Source organism: Polaromonas sp. P1_E12 (genome assembly GCF_056405975.1).
On record NZ_JBFUBB010000002.1, the window covers coordinates 727244 to 744030 of the forward strand.

At 62.5% G+C, this 16787-nt stretch carries 16 protein-coding genes; 14 read left to right on the forward strand and 2 right to left on the reverse strand.

Annotated elements, in window-relative coordinates; all coding sequences use genetic code 11:
* The first annotated feature begins 188 nt into the window (after positions 1-188).
* From AC1D13_RS09235 to AC1D13_RS09250, 4 genes are all read left to right on the forward strand, one after another.
* Positions 189-1613, forward strand: coding sequence for a coniferyl aldehyde dehydrogenase (locus tag AC1D13_RS09235; protein ID WP_477665784.1), 1425 nt, complete (start codon positions 189-191; stop codon positions 1611-1613).
* Positions 1614-1814: 201 nt separating this feature from the next.
* The gene (locus AC1D13_RS09240; RefSeq protein WP_477665785.1) at positions 1815-2039 is read left to right on the forward strand and encodes a hypothetical protein; all 225 of its coding nucleotides are present in this window, start codon (positions 1815-1817) and stop codon (positions 2037-2039) included.
* Positions 2036-2398 carry a carboxymuconolactone decarboxylase family protein gene (locus AC1D13_RS09245; RefSeq protein ID WP_477665786.1) on the forward strand — a complete coding sequence of 121 codons (363 nt, stop codon included), beginning with the start codon at positions 2036-2038 and terminating at the stop codon, positions 2396-2398. The genes AC1D13_RS09240 and AC1D13_RS09245 overlap by 4 nt, the downstream gene beginning before the upstream one ends.
* A gap of 63 nt (positions 2399-2461) precedes the next feature.
* On the forward strand, positions 2462-3208 hold the full coding sequence (locus AC1D13_RS09250) for a hypothetical protein (protein WP_477665787.1): 747 nt from the start codon (positions 2462-2464) through the stop codon (positions 3206-3208).
* Between the two features lie 26 nt (positions 3209-3234).
* Here the strand turns inward: AC1D13_RS09250 and AC1D13_RS09255 are convergent, their stop codons facing one another.
* Both AC1D13_RS09255 and AC1D13_RS09260 read right to left on the reverse strand, forming a co-directional pair.
* Positions 3235-4071 carry a CAP domain-containing protein gene (locus AC1D13_RS09255; RefSeq protein ID WP_477665788.1) on the reverse strand — a complete coding sequence of 279 codons (837 nt, stop codon included), beginning with the start codon at positions 4069-4071 and terminating at the stop codon, positions 3235-3237.
* Positions 4072-4257: 186 nt separating this feature from the next.
* On the reverse strand, positions 4258-5094 hold the full coding sequence (locus AC1D13_RS09260) for an AraC family transcriptional regulator (RefSeq protein ID WP_457280446.1): 837 nt from the start codon (positions 5092-5094) through the stop codon (positions 4258-4260).
* Positions 5095-5227: 133 nt separating this feature from the next.
* Here AC1D13_RS09260 and AC1D13_RS09265 point away from each other — a divergent pair, with 133 nt between their 5' ends.
* The 10 genes from AC1D13_RS09265 (at position 5228) to phnD (ending at position 16773) form a co-directional block, all read left to right on the forward strand.
* On the forward strand, positions 5228-6463 hold the full coding sequence (locus AC1D13_RS09265; protein WP_457280447.1) for an MFS transporter: 1236 nt from the start codon (positions 5228-5230) through the stop codon (positions 6461-6463).
* 112 nt (positions 6464-6575) lie between these two features.
* Positions 6576-7373, forward strand: coding sequence for a MipA/OmpV family protein (locus tag AC1D13_RS09270; RefSeq protein WP_477665789.1), 798 nt, complete (start codon positions 6576-6578; stop codon positions 7371-7373).
* A gap of 223 nt (positions 7374-7596) precedes the next feature.
* Positions 7597-8295, forward strand: a complete 699-nt coding sequence (locus AC1D13_RS09275; RefSeq protein ID WP_477689387.1) for a response regulator transcription factor — start codon at positions 7597-7599, stop codon at positions 8293-8295.
* 65 nt (positions 8296-8360) lie between these two features.
* The gene (locus AC1D13_RS09280) at positions 8361-9347 is read left to right on the forward strand and encodes a sensor histidine kinase (protein ID WP_477689388.1); all 987 of its coding nucleotides are present in this window, start codon (positions 8361-8363) and stop codon (positions 9345-9347) included.
* Positions 9340-10383: an ABC transporter ATP-binding protein gene (locus AC1D13_RS09285; RefSeq protein ID WP_477689389.1), complete on the forward strand. Its 1044-nt coding sequence runs from the start codon at positions 9340-9342 to the stop codon at positions 10381-10383. Before AC1D13_RS09280 ends, AC1D13_RS09285 begins: the two co-directional genes overlap by 8 nt.
* 61 nt (positions 10384-10444) lie before the next feature.
* Positions 10445-11467, forward strand: a complete 1023-nt coding sequence (locus AC1D13_RS09290; RefSeq protein ID WP_477689390.1) for an ABC transporter substrate-binding protein — start codon at positions 10445-10447, stop codon at positions 11465-11467.
* A gap of 87 nt (positions 11468-11554) precedes the next feature.
* On the forward strand, positions 11555-13759 hold the full coding sequence (locus AC1D13_RS09295; RefSeq protein ID WP_477689391.1) for an ABC transporter permease: 2205 nt from the start codon (positions 11555-11557) through the stop codon (positions 13757-13759).
* Between the two features lie 154 nt (positions 13760-13913).
* The gene (locus tag AC1D13_RS09300; protein WP_457280454.1) at positions 13914-14615 is read left to right on the forward strand and encodes an HAD family hydrolase; all 702 of its coding nucleotides are present in this window, start codon (positions 13914-13916) and stop codon (positions 14613-14615) included.
* A gap of 93 nt (positions 14616-14708) precedes the next feature.
* Positions 14709-15755: an ABC transporter ATP-binding protein gene (locus AC1D13_RS09305; protein WP_457280455.1), complete on the forward strand. Its 1047-nt coding sequence runs from the start codon at positions 14709-14711 to the stop codon at positions 15753-15755.
* Positions 15742-16773 carry a phosphate/phosphite/phosphonate ABC transporter substrate-binding protein gene (gene phnD / locus AC1D13_RS09310; RefSeq protein WP_457280456.1) on the forward strand — a complete coding sequence of 344 codons (1032 nt, stop codon included), beginning with the start codon at positions 15742-15744 and terminating at the stop codon, positions 16771-16773. The genes AC1D13_RS09305 and phnD overlap by 14 nt, the downstream gene beginning before the upstream one ends.
* The last annotated feature ends 14 nt before the right edge of the window (positions 16774-16787 follow it).

Here is a 16787-nt window from a genome sequence, read left to right on the forward strand (position 1 = left end):
TTACCTGCCAACCACCATAGCGGATAAGTGCCGGCGCGATTGTCAGCCAAATGCCTGAGAACCCGTTTAGACCGTCAACAGGTTCTGCATCAGGTCTGTAAATGGGGTCAAGTGCCTCAGGGTCAACCCGCAGTGCTGCTGGAGTTGCGTCCCTACTGCTCTGCCCCTGTGGCCCCTATCATGGCCGCATGAGTTCCAGCACACCTCCGTCCGTCCTTCGCACATTGTTCGAAGCCCAGCACCAGGCCAGCCGGGCACAGACAGAGGTTCCGCTGGCCCTGCGGCGGGAGCGCCTGCTGCGTATTCGTGCTTTGCTGGATGAGCACGGCAGCGCGCTGGCACAGGCCGTCAACGCAGACTTCGGCGTGCGGTCGCCCCAGCTCACCGAAATCGCCGACATCTTTGTGCTGCGCTCGCTGCTGTCCAGTACCCTGCGGCATTTGCCAAAGTGGATGAAACCCGTGAAAGTGCGCACGCCGCTGTACCTGCAGCCCGCGCGGGCCTACCTGCAGCGCCAGCCCTTGGGCGTGGTGGGCGTGGTGTCGCCGTGGAACTACCCGGTGCAGCTGTCGCTCGGGCCGGTCATCACCGCGCTGGCGGCCGGCAACCGCGTCATGCTCAAGCCCAGTGAGCTGACGCCGAAAACTTCTGCCTTGCTGGCGGCCCTGATTGAACAATCCTTCGCACCTGATGAACTCTGCGTGGTGCAGGGCGACGGCGTCCTGGCCGCCGAATTTGCCGGGCTGCCGTTTGACCACCTGTTTTTTACCGGCTCCACCGCCGTGGGCCGCAAGGTCGCCGAAGCGGCCGCCGCCAACCTCACGCCCACCACGCTGGAACTGGGCGGCAAGTCACCCTGCATCATCGACGCGTCCTGCGACATCGACAAGGCCGCCATCAAGATCGCCCACGGCAAACTGCTGAACGCCGGCCAGACCTGCATCGCGCCCGACTACGTGCTGCTGCCCAAGGGCAGTGAAGCCGCGTTTGGCGAAGCCTTTGCGCGCGCCGTGGCCGCGCTGTTTCCCACCATCGCCGGCAACCCCGATTACGCTGCCATCATCAGCCCGCGCCACCATGAACGCCTGCAGGCGCTGCTGGCCCAGGCCGAAGGTGAGGGCGCGCGCCTGCAAACCATCCAGGCCGGTGCGCCCGGCGCGGGCGCGGCGTCGCGCCAGATGGCGCCGGTGCTGGTGTTCGATGTGCCCGCCGGCTCGAAACTGCTCAGCGAGGAAATCTTCGGCCCCATCCTGCCGGTGATTCCCTATGCGTCGATCGATGACGCGATTGGCTATGTCAACGCCCGCCCCAGGCCGCTGGCGCTGTACTGGTTTGGCACCGACGCCGGTGCCCGCGACCACGTGCTGGCGCGCACCGTGAGCGGCGGCGTCACTGTCAACGACACGCTGATGCACATCGCGCACGAGAACCTGCCTTTCGGCGGTGTGGGCGAAAGCGGCTGGGGCAGCTACCACGGCGAAACCGGTTTCCTGCGGCTGACGCAGCAAAAGCCGGTGATGGTGCAGTCAAAGTGGGCGAGGGGCGACCTGTTTTATCCGCCTTATGGCAAACGCTTTGACCAGGTGATGGGCTTGCTCAAGCGCTTGATCTGAGGTTTGACCTGAAGGGCTGGCGTTCTGGTGATGGCGCCGTTCAAATTTCTTTGAGGAAACCCGAATCCTTTTGCTGAATGTGGGCCTCTTTGCCGGTATCAACCACCGACAAGGAGATCCTGATGTTTTTTCCGCAACGAAATCTTCCTGACTGTGCGCCGGGCGGCACCATGGGTGGCACCGCATCCACCGGAGGTGCCCATGTTCTGTAGCACCTCGGTCACCCAACATCTGCTGCGCGGGATAGGCGCGCTGGCCTTGCTCGTGTGCGCCGCTCTGGTTTTCCAGGTGCATTCCCTGTGGGCGTTGCTTCCCCTGGCGGGCGCGCTGGTGTTGATGCGCGGCTGCCCGATGTGCTGGCTTGTGGGCCTGTTTGAAACCATCGCGCGGCGCCGCAGGTCAGCAGACAGCAAAGGCCAGCCATGAGCGCCGGTTACCAGTCACCCCAAGACCTGCAACTGGCGCCAGCCTTCGTGCGGCTGGCGCCTGTGGAGGCCCGGGCTTTCCTCGCGTTTGACCATGCGGCCAAGCGCGAAGGCGGCCATCTTGAGCCCCGTGTGCGCGAGCTGATTTCGCTGGCGGTGGCGCTTACCACCCAATGTGGCTATTGCCTGGACGTGCACACCCGCGCGGCCAGGCGGCTGGGCGTGACGCGCGAGGAGCTGGCGGAAGTGGTTCTGGTTGCGGCGGCTGTGCGGGCAGGCGCCAGCGTGGGGCACGGCCTGCTCGCCTTGCGCCTATTTGATGGCGATGGGGAGGAGACGGCGCTTCCTGCCGGTAACTGAAAGGTCTGGCCCATTCCTTAACGCCCCTTTAGAATCCCCCCAAAATAACTGGAGGGATGGGCCATGCCTTTTGTCGGATTGGGACTTCATTTCATTGTGGCGGTGTTCTTTGCCGTTCATGCCTTGCGTAGCGGCCAGCAGATGTACTGGCTGATCATCCTGTTTTCGTTTCCCATGCTGGGCAGCCTCGTCTACTTCCTGGCGGTCTACCTGCCGGATTCGCGGCTGGAACGCGGTGCGCGCAAGGTCGTGGCCGCAGCCGCAAAAACACTGGACCCGACACGCGAACTCCGTGAAGCACACGCTGCGTTTGACTACACGCCCACCGCGCAGAACCAGATGCGGCTGGCCTCTGCGCTGCTCGAAGCCGGCCAGGCGCTGGAAGCTGCGCAGAGTTACGACGCATGCCTAAAGGGCCCATTCGCCTCCGACCTGGAAATCCGGCTGGGCGCCTCAAGGGCCTATTTCGCCTGCGAGCGCTATGCCGAGGCCATCACTCACCTTGAATTCATCCGCAAGACCGACCCCGCCTTTCGCGCGGAGCTGGTGTCGCTGCTGCTTGCCCAGGCCTTTGCCGGCGCCGGCAGGGGGGCGGACGCGAAAGCGGAGTTTGAATCCGCCGTGGACCGTTTTGGCAGCTTTGAAAGCCGCGCTGAATACGCCATCTGGGCCGCGATGAACGGGGATACCGCCACCAGCGCGCGCCTGCAGATTGAGCTGCAGCGGTCCATGGAACGCTGGAACAGGCACACACGCGAGCTGAACAAGCCCTTGCTGCGCCGCCTCAACGCGGCGTTTGAAAAACACTGACAGCAGGGCGCCCCGGGCAAGGTGACTTACCGCTGCGCCCCGAACACCTGCACCCAGTAAATACCGGCGCTGCTCTGGGTGTTGACCGCAAAGGCCGTGCCCATTTCGGTATACGCGGGCGCCATGATGTTCGCGCAATGGCCGGGGCTGTTCAGCCAGCCCTGCACGGCGGTGTCGGCCTGCATCTGCCCCGCGGCGATGTTTTCGCCAATGGCCTTCCAGCCGTAGCCCGCGCGTGTGGCGCGGCTGGCCACGTCGCTGCCATCGCGCCCGGTGTGGCTGAAGTAGCTGTACCTCGCCATGTCTGTGGCATGCACCCCGGCGATGTTGTACAGCAGGGGGCTGTATTGCAGCGGTCCTGCGGCTGCAAAAGCCTGCGCACCGCAGCGGCGCGGGCTGGCGCGTGCTTCATTGACCAAAGCCAGCACCCGCGCTTGCACATCGCCGGCCTGGGCCGCCGCGGGAGGCGAGAAGGGGGCGGCCAGAATGACCCAGGTTTGTGCCCCGCGCTGGTAGAAACCGGCTTCAGCGAGCTCGGCATGCATGACTGCGCTGCATGATTTGCCCAGGGTCCTGCGCGCCAGCGCTGAGGGGCCGGTCGCGCCGCGCACGGCAATCTGTGCGGTCCGCACGGCGCGGTAGTCGACAGCTTTCAACGCCTCGTCCATCGTGCGGCCGCCGCCCATGAGCTGTGCCGCCCGCGACAGGGCGCTGTTTTCACGCAGCAGGGAAACCTTGGCGCCGCGCCCGTCACAACCGTCCTCCCGTACCCGGTTCAGCTCGCGCAGCAGGGTTGGGTGGTTTGAGGGGGCTGGCTGTGCGTGTACCTGGCTGGCCGCGGCCAGCCAGGCGGTCAGTGCCACGCATGCTGCGGCACGCCACCGTCGGCTTTGCTGGGTATTCTTTGTCGCGGGGAGTTGCATCAAGCCATGATAGCCAGCGAGGGGTATTTCACCAGTGGGGGCCGAGGGTCCGGCTTTGCCGGCCCCAGGCACCGCCCCCTTGAGGGGGGAACGGGCTACACGAAGTGAGCCCGGACGGGGGTAGGTCTATTTACTCTGAAAATGACTGGGTGGCTGGCCCATGGCGGCCTTGAACATCGCGGTGAAGGCGCTGTCGCTGGCATAACCGCTGGCCGCCGCCACGGTGCTGACCGATTGCCCGCGCGTGAGCAGGGGCAGGGCGTGGGCCAGGATGGCTTGCTGGCGCCATTGCTGGTAGCTCAGGCCCAGTTCGTCGCGAAAAAGCCTGGCCACCGTGCGTTCGCTGGCGCCGGTGCCGGCAGCCCATTCGGCCAGCGTGGCCCGCTCTGATGGTGCGCGCAACACGGCTTCGCAGAGCGCGCGCAGCCGTTTGTCCCCGGTTTGCGGATGTGGCATGGGCACGCCGAGCGCCTGGGTGTCGGCGCGCGCAAGTTCGTCCAGCACAAGGCCGGAAAGGAGTTGTTCCCGGGCTGTCGGCAGCGGGTGCTCTGGGGTGGCCGCATCGAGCGCGTGGATGGACTCGCGCAGCAACGGTGACACCACCATCACGCGGCAACCAGTCCAGCCCTTTGGGGTGGCGCTGGCGTCGAGGTACAGCGTGCGGAATTCGGCCGCTTCCAGCACGGTGACATGGTGTTGCGCCCCCGGCGCGATCCACACGGCGCGGGAGGGCGGCACGATGTAGGTGACTTCGCCGCCGGCATGGCCCGCCTTTTCGGCGGTGACCTGCAAGACACCCGTAGAGCAGTAAGCCAGTTGCGCCCAGGCATGGGAATGGGGCTTGAAATGGGTATCGGCTTCCAGCGTCCGCGCCCGCACGCGCACCGGCCGCTGGCGGCTGGGTGTGAAGTTGTCGGTGTCGCCCACCGGCACGAAATGGAGCGGGGCTTTACGTTGCGGCATGGTTGGAGATTCTGTTCACCTGAATCTGGATGTGATCGTGGGGCGAATGCCATCAAAGCGGTTTGTCTGAAATTCGCCGAAACATGGCTTTATGTCGCATTTCAGAAGGCTTGGCCAATACTACGATAGCGCCATGAATACTTCAAGTACGACCCTGAACGCGCCCGCTGCAGTCCCTTTTCGTGCCGACGCCAGCGTGATCGGCCTGGTGGGCCTCGCACACATGATCAGCCATTTCAGTCAGCTGCTGCTGGCGCCGCTGTTTCCCTGGCTCAAGGAAGAGTTCAGCGTCAGCTATGCGGAGCTGGGCTTCTTGATGACGATCTTTTTTGTGGTGTCATGCGCGGTGCAGGCGCTCTCGGGTTTTGTGGTCGACCGCTTCGGGCCGCGCCCCATTCTGTTTGCCGGGCTGAGCCTGCTCGGTGTGGCGGCTTTTGGGTATTCCGTCAGCACCAGCTACTGGATGCTGGCCGGCTTTGCCGTGATTGCCGGTGTCGGCAACGGTGTGTTTCATCCGGTGGACTACACGCTGCTGAACCGCAAAGTCAGCGCGCCGCGCCTGGGCCACGCCTACAGCGTGCACGGCATCACCGGCAGTCTGGGCTGGGCACTGGCCCCCGCAGTGGTGGTGACGCTGACGTTTGCCTATTCGTGGCGCGTGGCATTGGCGGCGGCCGGTGTGCTGGCTTTTGCGGTGCTGGCGGTGCTGGTGATGAACCGCGACAAGCTCACCCTCACGATGGCGGCACCGGTCAAGGGCGCGCCCGCGGCCGACAGCAGTCTGGGTTTTCTGAAGATACCGGCCGTCTGGATGTGTTTTTCTTTCTTCTTCTGGTATGCCATTGTCCTCAGCGTGGTGCAGGCCTTTGCACCTGAAGCCGCGCGCCACTTGCACAACGTGCCGCTCGCGCTGGTGGCCATTTGCCTGACGGTCTATATGGTGTGCAGCGCGGGCGGCATGGTTTTTGGCGGCTTCCTGGCGTCGGATCCCGCACGCTGCGAGCGCATTGTGGGCATCGGGTTTGGTGCGGCGGCTGCCGTGGCGGTGCTGCTGGCCGCGGGCAGCTACCCCGCATGGGTCGTGCCTGTGCTGTTCGGCATCATGGGCTTCGCCACCGGCATTGCCGGGCCGTCGCGTGACCTGCTGGTCAAGCGCTCAACCCCCGAAAACGCCTCGGGCCGGGTTTACGGCGTGGTGTATGCAGGCCTGGACATCGGCCAGGCCGTGTCGCCGCTGATCTTCGGCGCGATGATGGACCATGGCTACTACCGCGGCGTGCTGCTGGGCCTGGCGCTGATGCAGGCGGTGTTGATCGCCAGCGCCTTCAATGTGCGCCGGGTGCGCCGCACAGTACTCGCCACGGCCTGAGCGTTCCGGGGCTTGAGTGTCGCGGCCCCGCGACGCGCCTGCAGGACGGGTGCGCAGTTTTTCCTGCCCGGTCCTATACTGGATCGCATCATTTCCGGAAAGAAGGCATGCGATGAAACGTCTTACCCGGGCTTCTTCTCCTGTACCTCAGGGTGTTCGGTTTTTGCCGTCCGCTGTGATCTTCACCGGCTTGGTGTTTACGGGCATCGCGCAGGCACAACCCACCCCGCTCAAATACCAGCTGACGGGCGACATCGGCGGCGCCGTGTATGGCACGCAAAGCGTGATCCGCAGCAAGAGCAACGACACCGCCTTGCTGCCCTATGCCTATGCGGACTATGGCCGCTTCTTTGCGCGTGTCGACACACTGGGCATCAAGACCGCAAGGATGGGCTACGGCTACCTGGAATTTTCTGGCCGTATCAGCCAGGACGGCTGGCGCGCCGATACGGCCGCGCTGTCGGGGCTGAAAGACCGCAAGCGGCCGATCCCGTTGGGCATAGGGACCTTTCAGGAAACGCCTTACGGCGGGTTTTTCGTGAACGCGTTTGTGGACGCCAACAAGTCGCACGGTGCATTGCTGGAAGCCACTTACGCGGCGGAGTTCAAGGTCGGCAGCTGGTCGTTCTTTCCGCAGGTGGGGCTGGAACACACCAGCGCCAAATACAACAACTACCTCTACGGTGTGACCCCGGCCGAGTCAGCCGCCAGCGGGTTTACAACCTACAACGCCGGCGCCTCGACAGCGCCCACGCTGGGCCTGGGGGTCGATGTGCCGCTGGGTGACCCCTGGGTGCTGACGATGCAGCTGCGCCGCAAGTGGCTGGGGTCTTCGGTTCAGGGCAGTCCCCTGGTCAGCCGCCGGACGCAGGACACCGGGTTTATCGCCGTGTCGTACCGCTTCCGCTAGCCTGCTGTCGTTGGGAAGGCCGGCGGCCGGCTGCATTCAGCCGCAGACCTGAAACGCTGGCGCTCCTTTACGTGTGGACTACGCGATAAGCCGGTCATGCAGTCCGCATATCCTGTTTGAGTGGGCGGGTGCACGTTTTTTTTTGCGCTTTACGCCCCAGCTTTCACCGAGCTTTCACCAGGTGTCGGCGTTTCCTCGGTGGTTTAACCGTCTGTCCTCCAGCATGATTCGTTTCATGAACATCCTGCTGGTTGAAGACGACCTGAATCTTGTGGACGCCCTGAGCCGCATGCTGGTTGCCCGCGGGTTCCATGTCGTTTGCTGCGCCGACGGGAAGGAGGCGCTCGTGATGGCACGGCATCGCCCGTTTGATGCGGCCCTGCTCGACCTGAGCCTGCCCGGCATGGATGGCCTGGATTTGCTGCAGCACCTGAGGGACGAAGGTTCCCGGCTTCCCGTACTGGTCATGACGGCGCGTACTGCGGTCGAAGACCGGGTGCTGGGATTGAACTCCGGCGCGGACGACTACCTGATCAAGCCTTTTGATGTGGAGGAGCTGGTGGCCCGCCTGAAGGCGCTCGTGCGCCGCAGCCTGGGCGTGGAAGATTTCCGCTGCGGCGCCTTGCGCCTGGACCTGGACAACGGACAGGTATTTCGCGGCGCACTGCCGCTTGAAATGTCGGGGCGTGAACTGGCCCTTCTCAAGGCGCTGATGATGCATCCCGGCAAGGCTGTGGCCAAGGATGACTTGCTCCAGGCCGTCTTTGGTGACGAAGGCTCGGCCGGTGCGGATGCCATTGAGGTGCTGGTGCACCGGTTACGCAAACGCATCCTGGGGTCCGGAGCCAGTCTTGTCACCCTGCGGGGCGTTGGCTACTACCTGATGGATGATGCCCTGGCTGAAAGGCAGGATCAACCGTGAAAACAGTGAGCCTGCTGCGGGGAAAGCCATGGACGGCTTGGCGCCCATGGCGGGCCGGGCGATCAATGCGGTTGTTTGTCTGGGCCTGGTCGCTGGGGCTGCTGTTGGCCTGGTGCCTTCTGGACTGGGTGGGCGCGGCATACCCCCAGACACTCTTTGGGTTGCCTGCAGGACTTTGGTGGCTGTTCAAGGTATTGGCGTTTGCCACCGCCTTGTGGTGGGTTTTGCGCCAGGCCTTTAAACCCGTTGTGGAGTTGGGGCAAGAGCTCGACAGCCGCCGCACGGAAGACTTGCGGCCGGTCACGAACCAGCAGCCGGCTGAGCTGCGGCAATTGGCCAGGACGGTCAATTGGCTGATGCAGCAGCAGCAGGAATCGCTGGATCAGCAGAAGAAGTTTCTGGCCGATGCCTCTCACCAGTTGCGTACGCCCTTTGCGGTGCTGCGCACCCAGCTGCAGGGCGCCATGTCCGGGCAGCTGGACGTGCGGGAAACGCTGCCCAAGATGCTCAATACCGTGGACCGTTCCAGTGAGCTGGTTCGCCAGTTGCTGTCTGTCGCCAAGATGGAGCAATTGGTACGCCGGGCCAACTGGGTTGAAGTGGACCTGGCGACTACCGCACGTGACGTGGTCATGGAATTTGCGCCCTTGCTGGCCCGCAAGAAACTTGACTTCTCGATGCAGGCCATTCCGGTGCGCCTGATCACCGATCCCTGGTTGTTGGGAGAGTTGATCCGTAACCTGATGTCCAACGCTATCCAGCACACGCCCAAGGGCGGCGCTCTGGGCTTGGTGATTCGGGCTTTGCCCAGCGAAACCGAACTGCTGATCTGGGACAACGGTGGCGGCATGGATGAAGCTGTCCAGGCCCGCCTGTTCGAGCCTTTCCAGTCATCGTCGGGAACCTCTGGTGTCGGCCTGGGGTTGTCAATTTGCCGCCAGATTGCACTGTCGATGAACGCCGCAGTGGATCTGTTCAACCGTGTGCAAGACAACCATGTGGTGGGGGTGGATGCCGTCGTCCGGTGGCCCCAGGAAGTGCCCCATGAGTAGCGCCGTCCAGTTCCAGTCCATCAGCAAGAGCTTTCCCAATGGGGTCCGTGCCCTGTGCAATATCCACTTGCGCATACCGTCCAGGCAACTGACGACCTTGCTGGGGCCGTCCGGTTGTGGCAAGACCACCTTGCTGCGGATGGTGGCGGGACTGGCCCGGCCCACCTCGGGCCGGGTCCTGCTCGACGGGGTGGATGTGACCGACATGGGCGTCGAACAACGTCCCATCAGCATGGTGTTCCAGAGCTACGCCCTGTTTCCGCATCTCAACGTACTGGACAACGTGCGTTACGGCTTGCGCATGCTGGGACTGCGTCCGCGCGAGCGTGACGAGCGTGCGCGGCTCGCACTGGGCATGGTGGGGCTGCAGAGCAGTGCAGGGAGCAACACGGCTGTGTTGTCGGGGGGGCAGCAGCAGCGTGTGGCCCTGGCCCGGGCGCTTGCGTTGCAGCCGAAGGTATTGCTGCTGGATGAACCGCTGTCCAATCTGGATGCGGGTTTGCGGCGCCAGATTCGGGAAGACATACGCGCCCTTCAGCAAAACCTGGGGCTGACCGTGCTGTACGTGACGCATGACCACGGCGAAGCCATGGCGGTCAGCGACACCGTGGTGGTGATGCATGAAGGACAGGTCATGCAGGTGGGCACACCGCAGGAAGTCTATGAGACGCCACACAGCGAATTTGTTGCGGCCTTCATGGGAGATGCCGTGATGTTTGACGCCCAGGCCGATGTATCCGGTGCGATTCAGCTGGGGCCCTTGCGCATCGCGCCCGGACTGACGCGGCGGCAGGGAAAAGTCCGCCTCGTGGTGCGCCCACATGCCTGGCAGCTGGCACCCGCCAGTGGAGAAGGCTTGCCCGGAAAAGTTCTCTCACACGCCTACCTGGGGCGCAACACCGAGTACCACGTGCTGACGGCGCTGGGGACCTTGATGGTCCTGGTGCAAAGCGAGACACAGGCCCGCCAGGTGGGCTCCCCGGTGAGCGTGCATCTGGGGGCCCGGGGGGTGAGCGTGGTCATGCCATTTGACTGAACACCTCAACACATGGAACGTATTCAATCGGGCCTCGTCGCCCATCCTTCAGGAGACTAACGTGAAAAAAACAGCGCTCTTTGCGGCCCCCTTGCTGCTTGCTCTCGGCCTTCCAGCTTTGGCCCAGGAGGGGGAAGTCAATATCATCTGCTCCGCCCAGGCGGACTGGTGCAACCTGATGCAAACCACCTTTGGCAAGACCAGCGGCATCAAGGTCAACATGACGCTGAAGGGGTCGGGGGAGGCGCTGGCGCAGGTCACCGCCGAACGCGCCAACCCCAAGACCGACCTCTGGTTTGGTGGCACGGGTGACCCGCATCTGCTGGCCGCGGAACAGAACCTGACGCTCGAATACAAGTCTCCGTCATTGCCCCAATTGCATGCCTGGGCGCAAAAGCAGGCGGAGCAGTCGGGCTTCAAGGCCGTGGGCGTGTATTCCGGGCCACTGGGCTTTGGCTACAACACCGAACTGCTGGCCAAAAGAAAGCTGCCAATTCCCAAGGTCTGGGCAGACCTGCTCAAGCCGGAATACAAGGGGGAGATCCTGGTCGCGGACCCTCGTGCCAGCGGCACGGCATACACCATGATCGCCACGTTGGTGCAAATGATGGGCGAAGAAAAGGCGTTCGATTACCTGTCGGCATTGCATAAAAACGTGGGCACCTATCCACGCTCCGGCGTGGGGCCCATCAAAGCGGTTGCCCGCGGCGAGGCGTCTGTCTCCATCAGTTTTGTACATGATGTCACCGGTGAAAAAGCGCAAGGTTTCCCGGTTGATGCCATCACGCCCGTGGATGGCACTGGTGCCGAGGTGGGCTCCATGTCCATTATTAAAGGTGCACGCAATTTGGCGAACGCCAGGAAATTTTACGAATGGGCCCTCACGCCGGGCGCGCAGCAATTTGGTGCCGCAGTCAAGCAGTTCCAGTTGCCCTCCAACAAGGCAACCCCCCTGGATCCCCGTATTCCTGATTTCAAAAAAATCAAGCTGATTGATTACGACTACGCCAAATATGGGCAAACGGCGATTCGCCGCCAGCTGATCCTCAACTGGGAACGCAAGGTTTTCAACCAGCCCAAGTAAGTTCGGGCGGCGCCCTGCGCAGCAGGGTGGCGCTGACAACCTTCAACCCCAAGAGCTGCCGATCCAGCTCGACCCTTCGCTACTCCTATGCCAGTCCAAATCACTGAACGAACCCAGCGGGCGATATACGTCTGGGTGCTCATCGGCCTTGCCGCTTACCTGGCGCTGCCGTGGTACTACCTGCAAAGTGGCTCGCTGCTCTTTGCCATGCCCAGGCTCTTTACCGACCCCGTGACGGCCAATGGCCTGACGCACGCTGCTCTGCTTGGTCGAAGCTGGCTGTGGACGGGTGTGGCCGGCTTGCTGGTTGCAGGGGTCGGCGCCTGGTTGCCGGCCAGCAGGCTTCAAGGCGGCGTGCTGATTGCAGGGGCCGTGATCGGCCTGCTGGGGTTGGGCGTGAGCGGATTCGTGATCGGGGCCACGGGGTGGTCTTACGAGTGGCTCAATGCCGCGGTGGGTACGCTCCCGCAAGGCCAATCCGGCATTGGTTGGGGTGGCTTTGTGGTCCTGGTCTGTCTGGTCATGTTGCTGGGTTCGGGTATCGCCCGTCTGGGCTATTTCCGTGGTGACGTGTTTGTAGCCGCCACGGTCGTGGGGTGCGGTGCGCTGCTGTCGCTGTTTGTGGTGTTTCCGGTCGCCAAATCCTTGTCTGCTGCTTTCTATGCGGAAGACGGAGGTTTCGCCCTGGGGGCTGTGTGGGAGCGAGTCGGCACGGCGCGCGTGTGGGGTGTCGGCTGCCTGGGAGGCGGGACCAATTGCGGCGTGGCGTGGAATACCCTGTACCTGGCGTTGCTGACCGCGGCCGGCACCACCGTGCTGGGCACGATGATTGCGCTCATCGCGGAGCGTAGCGCCAGCAGGCGCCTGCAGAAACCGCTTAACGCCCTGGCCATGCTGCCAATCATCACGCCACCGTTTGTCGTGGGCCTGGGTTTGATCCTGCTGTTTGGCCGGGCCGGCATCGTCAACCAGTTGATGGAATGGTCTTTCGGCGTCACGCCCACCCGCTGGTTCTATGGGGTATTTGGCGTCTGGCTGGCGCAGCTGTTCGCCTTCACACCCATTGCCTTCATGATCATGCGCGGCGTGGTGCAGGGCATCAGCCCATCCCTGGAGGAAGCTGCGCAGACCCTGCGTGCCAGCCGGATGAAAACCTTCCTGACCGTCACACTACCGCTTCTGGCGCCTGGCCTGGCCAATGCGTTTCTGGTGGGGTTTATCGAAAGCATTTCCGATTTTGGCAACCCCATCATTCTGGGTAGCGGCTATGCAGTCCTTTCAACGGAAATCTTTTTTGCCATTGTGGGCGCTTCACTGGACCAGGGTATGGCCGCGGCCCTGGCCCTGGTGCTGACAACGTTTGCGTTGACGGTCTTCTTCGTGCAGCGGCGCATCCTGGGAAAAACCAGCTTCACAACCGTTTCCGGTAAAGGCGACGCTGGCGTGCCCATGGCACTGCCGACAGGGGTGCGCCGCCTGTGCACCTGGGTCGCAGGCCCCTGGCTGGTCTTCACGATGGTTGTCTATTTCTTCGCGTTCGCGGGTGGTTTTGTCAAAATCTGGGGGCGCGATTACACCTTGACCTTGATGCATTTCAAGACTGCGTTCGACATGCAGTGGGGTGCGCATGGTCTGGTCTGGGCCGGAACCGCCTGGGGTTCGTTGTTCAACACCATCACGCTTTCGGCCATTGCGGCGCCTGTTTGCGCGAGCATCGGCTTGCTGATTGCCTGGTTGCTGGCGCGGACCGAATTCAGGGGCAAGGCCCTGTTTGAGTTTTCCGCTTTGTTGACGTTTGCCATTCCCGGCACGGTGCTGGGTGTCAGCTACATCCTGGCTTTCAACGTGCCGCCGGTGGAGCTGACGGGTACCGGCCTGGTCATTGTCCTGTGCTTTGTGTTTCGCAATCTGCCTGTCGGGGTTCGGGCCGGAACAGCATCGTTCAAGCAGCTGGACCGGTCCCTCGACGAAGCCTCTGTCATGCTTCGGGCCAGCAGCCTGACCACCTTGCGCCGTGTGGTGTTGCCTTTGCTCAAGCCCGCCCTGGTGGCCGCGCTGGTCTACAGCTTCGTGCGCTCGATGACCACGGTCTCTGCCGTCATTTTTCTTGTGACAGCCGAATACGAGCTGGCCACCACTTACATCATTGGCAGGGTAGGGACTGGCGACTATGGCGTGGCGCTGGCGTACTGCACTGTACTGATCGTCCTGATGTCTATGGTCACGGCATTGATCCAGTTCCTTGTTGGCGAACGCAAGCTGGGGCGGCGCACGGTAGGTGCCAACCAGTAGTCCACCGTCAATGACATCCCAGGCCAACTCCTTTTACGTACAACAAGGATATTTACCAATGACTCAGGCGGGCGCTGATTTCAAAAGCATGGCCAGGCGTTGTGGCGGATCCATCGGTTCATTGGTCAAAGCGTCTTTGAAACAGGAGTAACTGATGATCCAACAAGCCCGGCTCGGTGCATCTGGAACTGACGCACTGATCTTTGACATGGATGGAACCATGATCGACTCCATGCCGTGGCATGCCAGGTCGTGGAGTGAGTTCGCACGGCGTCACGGTGTCCAGATGGCGCTGGCTGACATCCTCAGGCGCACCACCGGGCGCACTGGCACTGAGTCCATGAATCAGTTGTTTCAGCGTGACATTGAAATTTCTGAGGCGCGGTTGCTGGTTGCGGAAAAGGAAGCCATCTACCGCGAGCTGTTCGCACCTGTGTTTGCCGAAGTGGCGGGCTTCAAGGCCTTTGCCGGGTTGGCCACGGCGCAAGGGCTGAAAGTGGGTGTGGGAACCGCCGGTGACCAGCACAACATCGCGTTTGCGATGGCCGGGCTTGCCATGGTGTCCCCGCCTCATGCTGTAGTGGGTGGCGACGAAGGCCTGGCAGGGAAACCCGAGCCCGCCATATTCCTGGAGGCTGCGCGCCGCATGGGGGTTGCGGCGGCCGGCTGCATCGTGTTTGAAGATGCGCCCTTTGGCATAGAAGCCGCGCGGCGCGCCGGCATGCGGGCTGTGGCAATCTGCACCAGCCATGGCGCCGAAGAGCTTTCTGGGCCGCACGTGATTGCCAGCGTGCGCGATTACAACGAACTCATCGATAGCAATTTTTTGGGAAAACTCCATGCGGCCGCTGCGTGACGGGCGCAGACCCGCAATGGAAAAACTTCCCGACGGTACCGCTTCTTCTTCGCCTCCTTTCCGTTCTTTCATACAAACAAAGAAAGTCTGCTCATGAGCCAACTCGGCATTGAATTCAAGAACGTGCAAAAACGTTATGGCAGCGACCCGTCGCCCCTGGTGGTCAAAGGAATCAGTTTTACCGTTCCCAAGGGCACGTTGACGACGATACTGGGGCCTTCAGGCTGCGGAAAGACCACGACGCTGCGCATGATCGCCGGGCTGGAGACGCCCAGTGCGGGCCAGATCCTGATCGACGGCCGTGACGTGACCCATCTCGGACCCGCCGAACGCAACGTCAGCATGGTGTTCCAGAGCTATGCCTTGTTCCCGCATATGAGCGTGCTGGAGAACGTGGGTTATGGCTTGAGCGTCAGCGGTGTCCATGCCAAAGAGCTGCTTGAGCGCGCGCAGGTCGCCATGTCGGCGGTCGGTTTGTCCGGCTATGACGACCGGTTGCCCAGTGAGCTGTCCGGCGGGCAGCAGCAGCGTGTAGCCGTCGCCCGTGCCTTGGTGCTGGAGCCGTCAGTGTTGCTGTTTGACGAGCCGCTCTCGAATCTGGATGCGCGGCTGAGGCGGTCCATGCGTGAAGAAATCCGCGGGCTGCAGCAGCGCCTGGGACTGACCGTTGCTTATGTCACGCACGACCAAAGCGAGGCCCTCGCCGTCAGTGACCAGATCATTGTCATGGACCAGGGGGTGATTGCCCAGGCAGGATCCCCTTCGGAACTTTACGAGCGACCCAACAGCGAATTTGTTGCCGGATTCATGGGCGAGGCCATGCTGTTTCCAGGGGAGGCGTTTGCGGACGGCCGGATTCAGCTGGGGGCGTTGCGCGTGAAAGCCCTGCATCCCGTCGAGCCCGGTCTGGTGAAAGCGGCCATTCGTCCTGAAGCCTGGACGATTGCACCGCCCGGAGATGAAGGTTTGCCCGGTGTGGTTTCCAAGAAAGCCTATTTGGGCAGTGTCCGCGAGTTCACCGTCGACACCAGCTTGGGCTCCATCTTTGTCGTGTCTTCGGACGCGGCATCCGACTGGTTCCAGGGTGATGCCGTAACCCTTCACCTGCCCGAACGGGGTGTTTCTGTTGTTTCAGCCTGATGGAGAAAATGATATGAGCCTTCAACGTCGAATTGTCCTCCATGGTCTTGCCGGGCTGTGCGCCGGGCCACTGCTTCCTTCACCAGTGATGGCGCAGCCTGCTGCAGAGCCAATGCTGGTATTTGGTTTGATATCGCCCAGGGCGGCTGCGGAGACCCGCGCGAGCTGGGAGCCCTTCGTCAAACTCCTGGGCGCGGCCATCCGCCGTCCGATTGATCTGCGTGTCTATGAGTCGCAGGGCGCGCTGGTAACCGCCTTCATTGGTGGAGAAATAGATCTGGCCTGGATGGGCAATGTTCCTGCTCTGGATGTGGTGGCCTCGGGCGCCGGTGGCGTTTTTGCGCAGATGGTCACGGGGGATGGCAGCGTAGGCTACAAGTCCATCCTGGTGACCCATCGCAGTTCGCAAATCGAGGCGCTCAAGCCCTTGATCGAAAAGGCCGCCGGCCTGCGCTTTGGCGATGGCGATCCCAAGAGTACGTCGGGGCATCTGGTGCCGCTGTATTTTGCCTTCACCAAGAATGGCGTGAGCAGGCCCGCGGAAATTTTCAAGTCAGTGGAGACAGGGAGCCACCAGCAAAACCTGCTGAAGGTATCGAAAAAGCAAATTGATGTGGCGACGGCCAACAATGAAGAGCTTGCATTCTTTCAGCGCGACTTTGCGGACCTTGCCAGGGAGGTAAAAGTCATCTGGGAATCGCCCCTCATACCGCAATCCCCATTGCTCTGGAAGGCAACGCTGCCTGACCCGTTGAAGGCGTCCATCCGGAAGTTCGTCGTCGGGTTTGCAGAGAGCGATCCTGCCGAAAAGCGCATCCTCCTGGCTGTTAACGGCTTGTCCCGGTTCCGGTCTTCCAGTAACCGGCAGCTGATCCCCATTGCCGACCTGGAAATGTTCAAGACACGCCAGGCCATCAACGACGACAAAACACTTTCTGCGACTGAACGGCAGACCCGGATTGCGCAGGCGATAGAGCGAGGTTCGCGTCTGGAGCTCCGCCTCAAGATGGTCATCTAGCAGCCCATCTGCCG

Coding starts and splice junctions, on each gene's coding strand:
- AC1D13_RS09235 (WP_477665784.1), top strand. CDS start 189: ATGAGTTCCAGCACACCTCCGTCCGTCCTTCGCACATTGTTCGAAGCC.
- AC1D13_RS09240 (WP_477665785.1), top strand. CDS start 1,815: ATGTTCTGTAGCACCTCGGTCACCCAACATCTGCTGCGCGGGATAGGC.
- AC1D13_RS09245 (WP_477665786.1), top strand. CDS start 2,036: ATGAGCGCCGGTTACCAGTCACCCCAAGACCTGCAACTGGCGCCAGCC.
- AC1D13_RS09250 (WP_477665787.1), top strand. CDS start 2,462: ATGCCTTTTGTCGGATTGGGACTTCATTTCATTGTGGCGGTGTTCTTT.
- AC1D13_RS09260 (WP_457280446.1), bottom strand. CDS start 5,094: ATGCCGCAACGTAAAGCCCCGCTCCATTTCGTGCCGGTGGGCGACACC.
- AC1D13_RS09265 (WP_457280447.1), top strand. CDS start 5,228: ATGAATACTTCAAGTACGACCCTGAACGCGCCCGCTGCAGTCCCTTTT.
- AC1D13_RS09270 (WP_477665789.1), top strand. CDS start 6,576: ATGAAACGTCTTACCCGGGCTTCTTCTCCTGTACCTCAGGGTGTTCGG.
- AC1D13_RS09275 (WP_477689387.1), top strand. CDS start 7,597: ATGATTCGTTTCATGAACATCCTGCTGGTTGAAGACGACCTGAATCTT.
- AC1D13_RS09280 (WP_477689388.1), top strand. CDS start 8,361: ATGCGGTTGTTTGTCTGGGCCTGGTCGCTGGGGCTGCTGTTGGCCTGG.
- AC1D13_RS09285 (WP_477689389.1), top strand. CDS start 9,340: ATGAGTAGCGCCGTCCAGTTCCAGTCCATCAGCAAGAGCTTTCCCAAT.
- AC1D13_RS09295 (WP_477689391.1), top strand. CDS start 11,555: ATGCCAGTCCAAATCACTGAACGAACCCAGCGGGCGATATACGTCTGG.
- AC1D13_RS09300 (WP_457280454.1), top strand. CDS start 13,914: ATGATCCAACAAGCCCGGCTCGGTGCATCTGGAACTGACGCACTGATC.
- AC1D13_RS09305 (WP_457280455.1), top strand. CDS start 14,709: ATGAGCCAACTCGGCATTGAATTCAAGAACGTGCAAAAACGTTATGGC.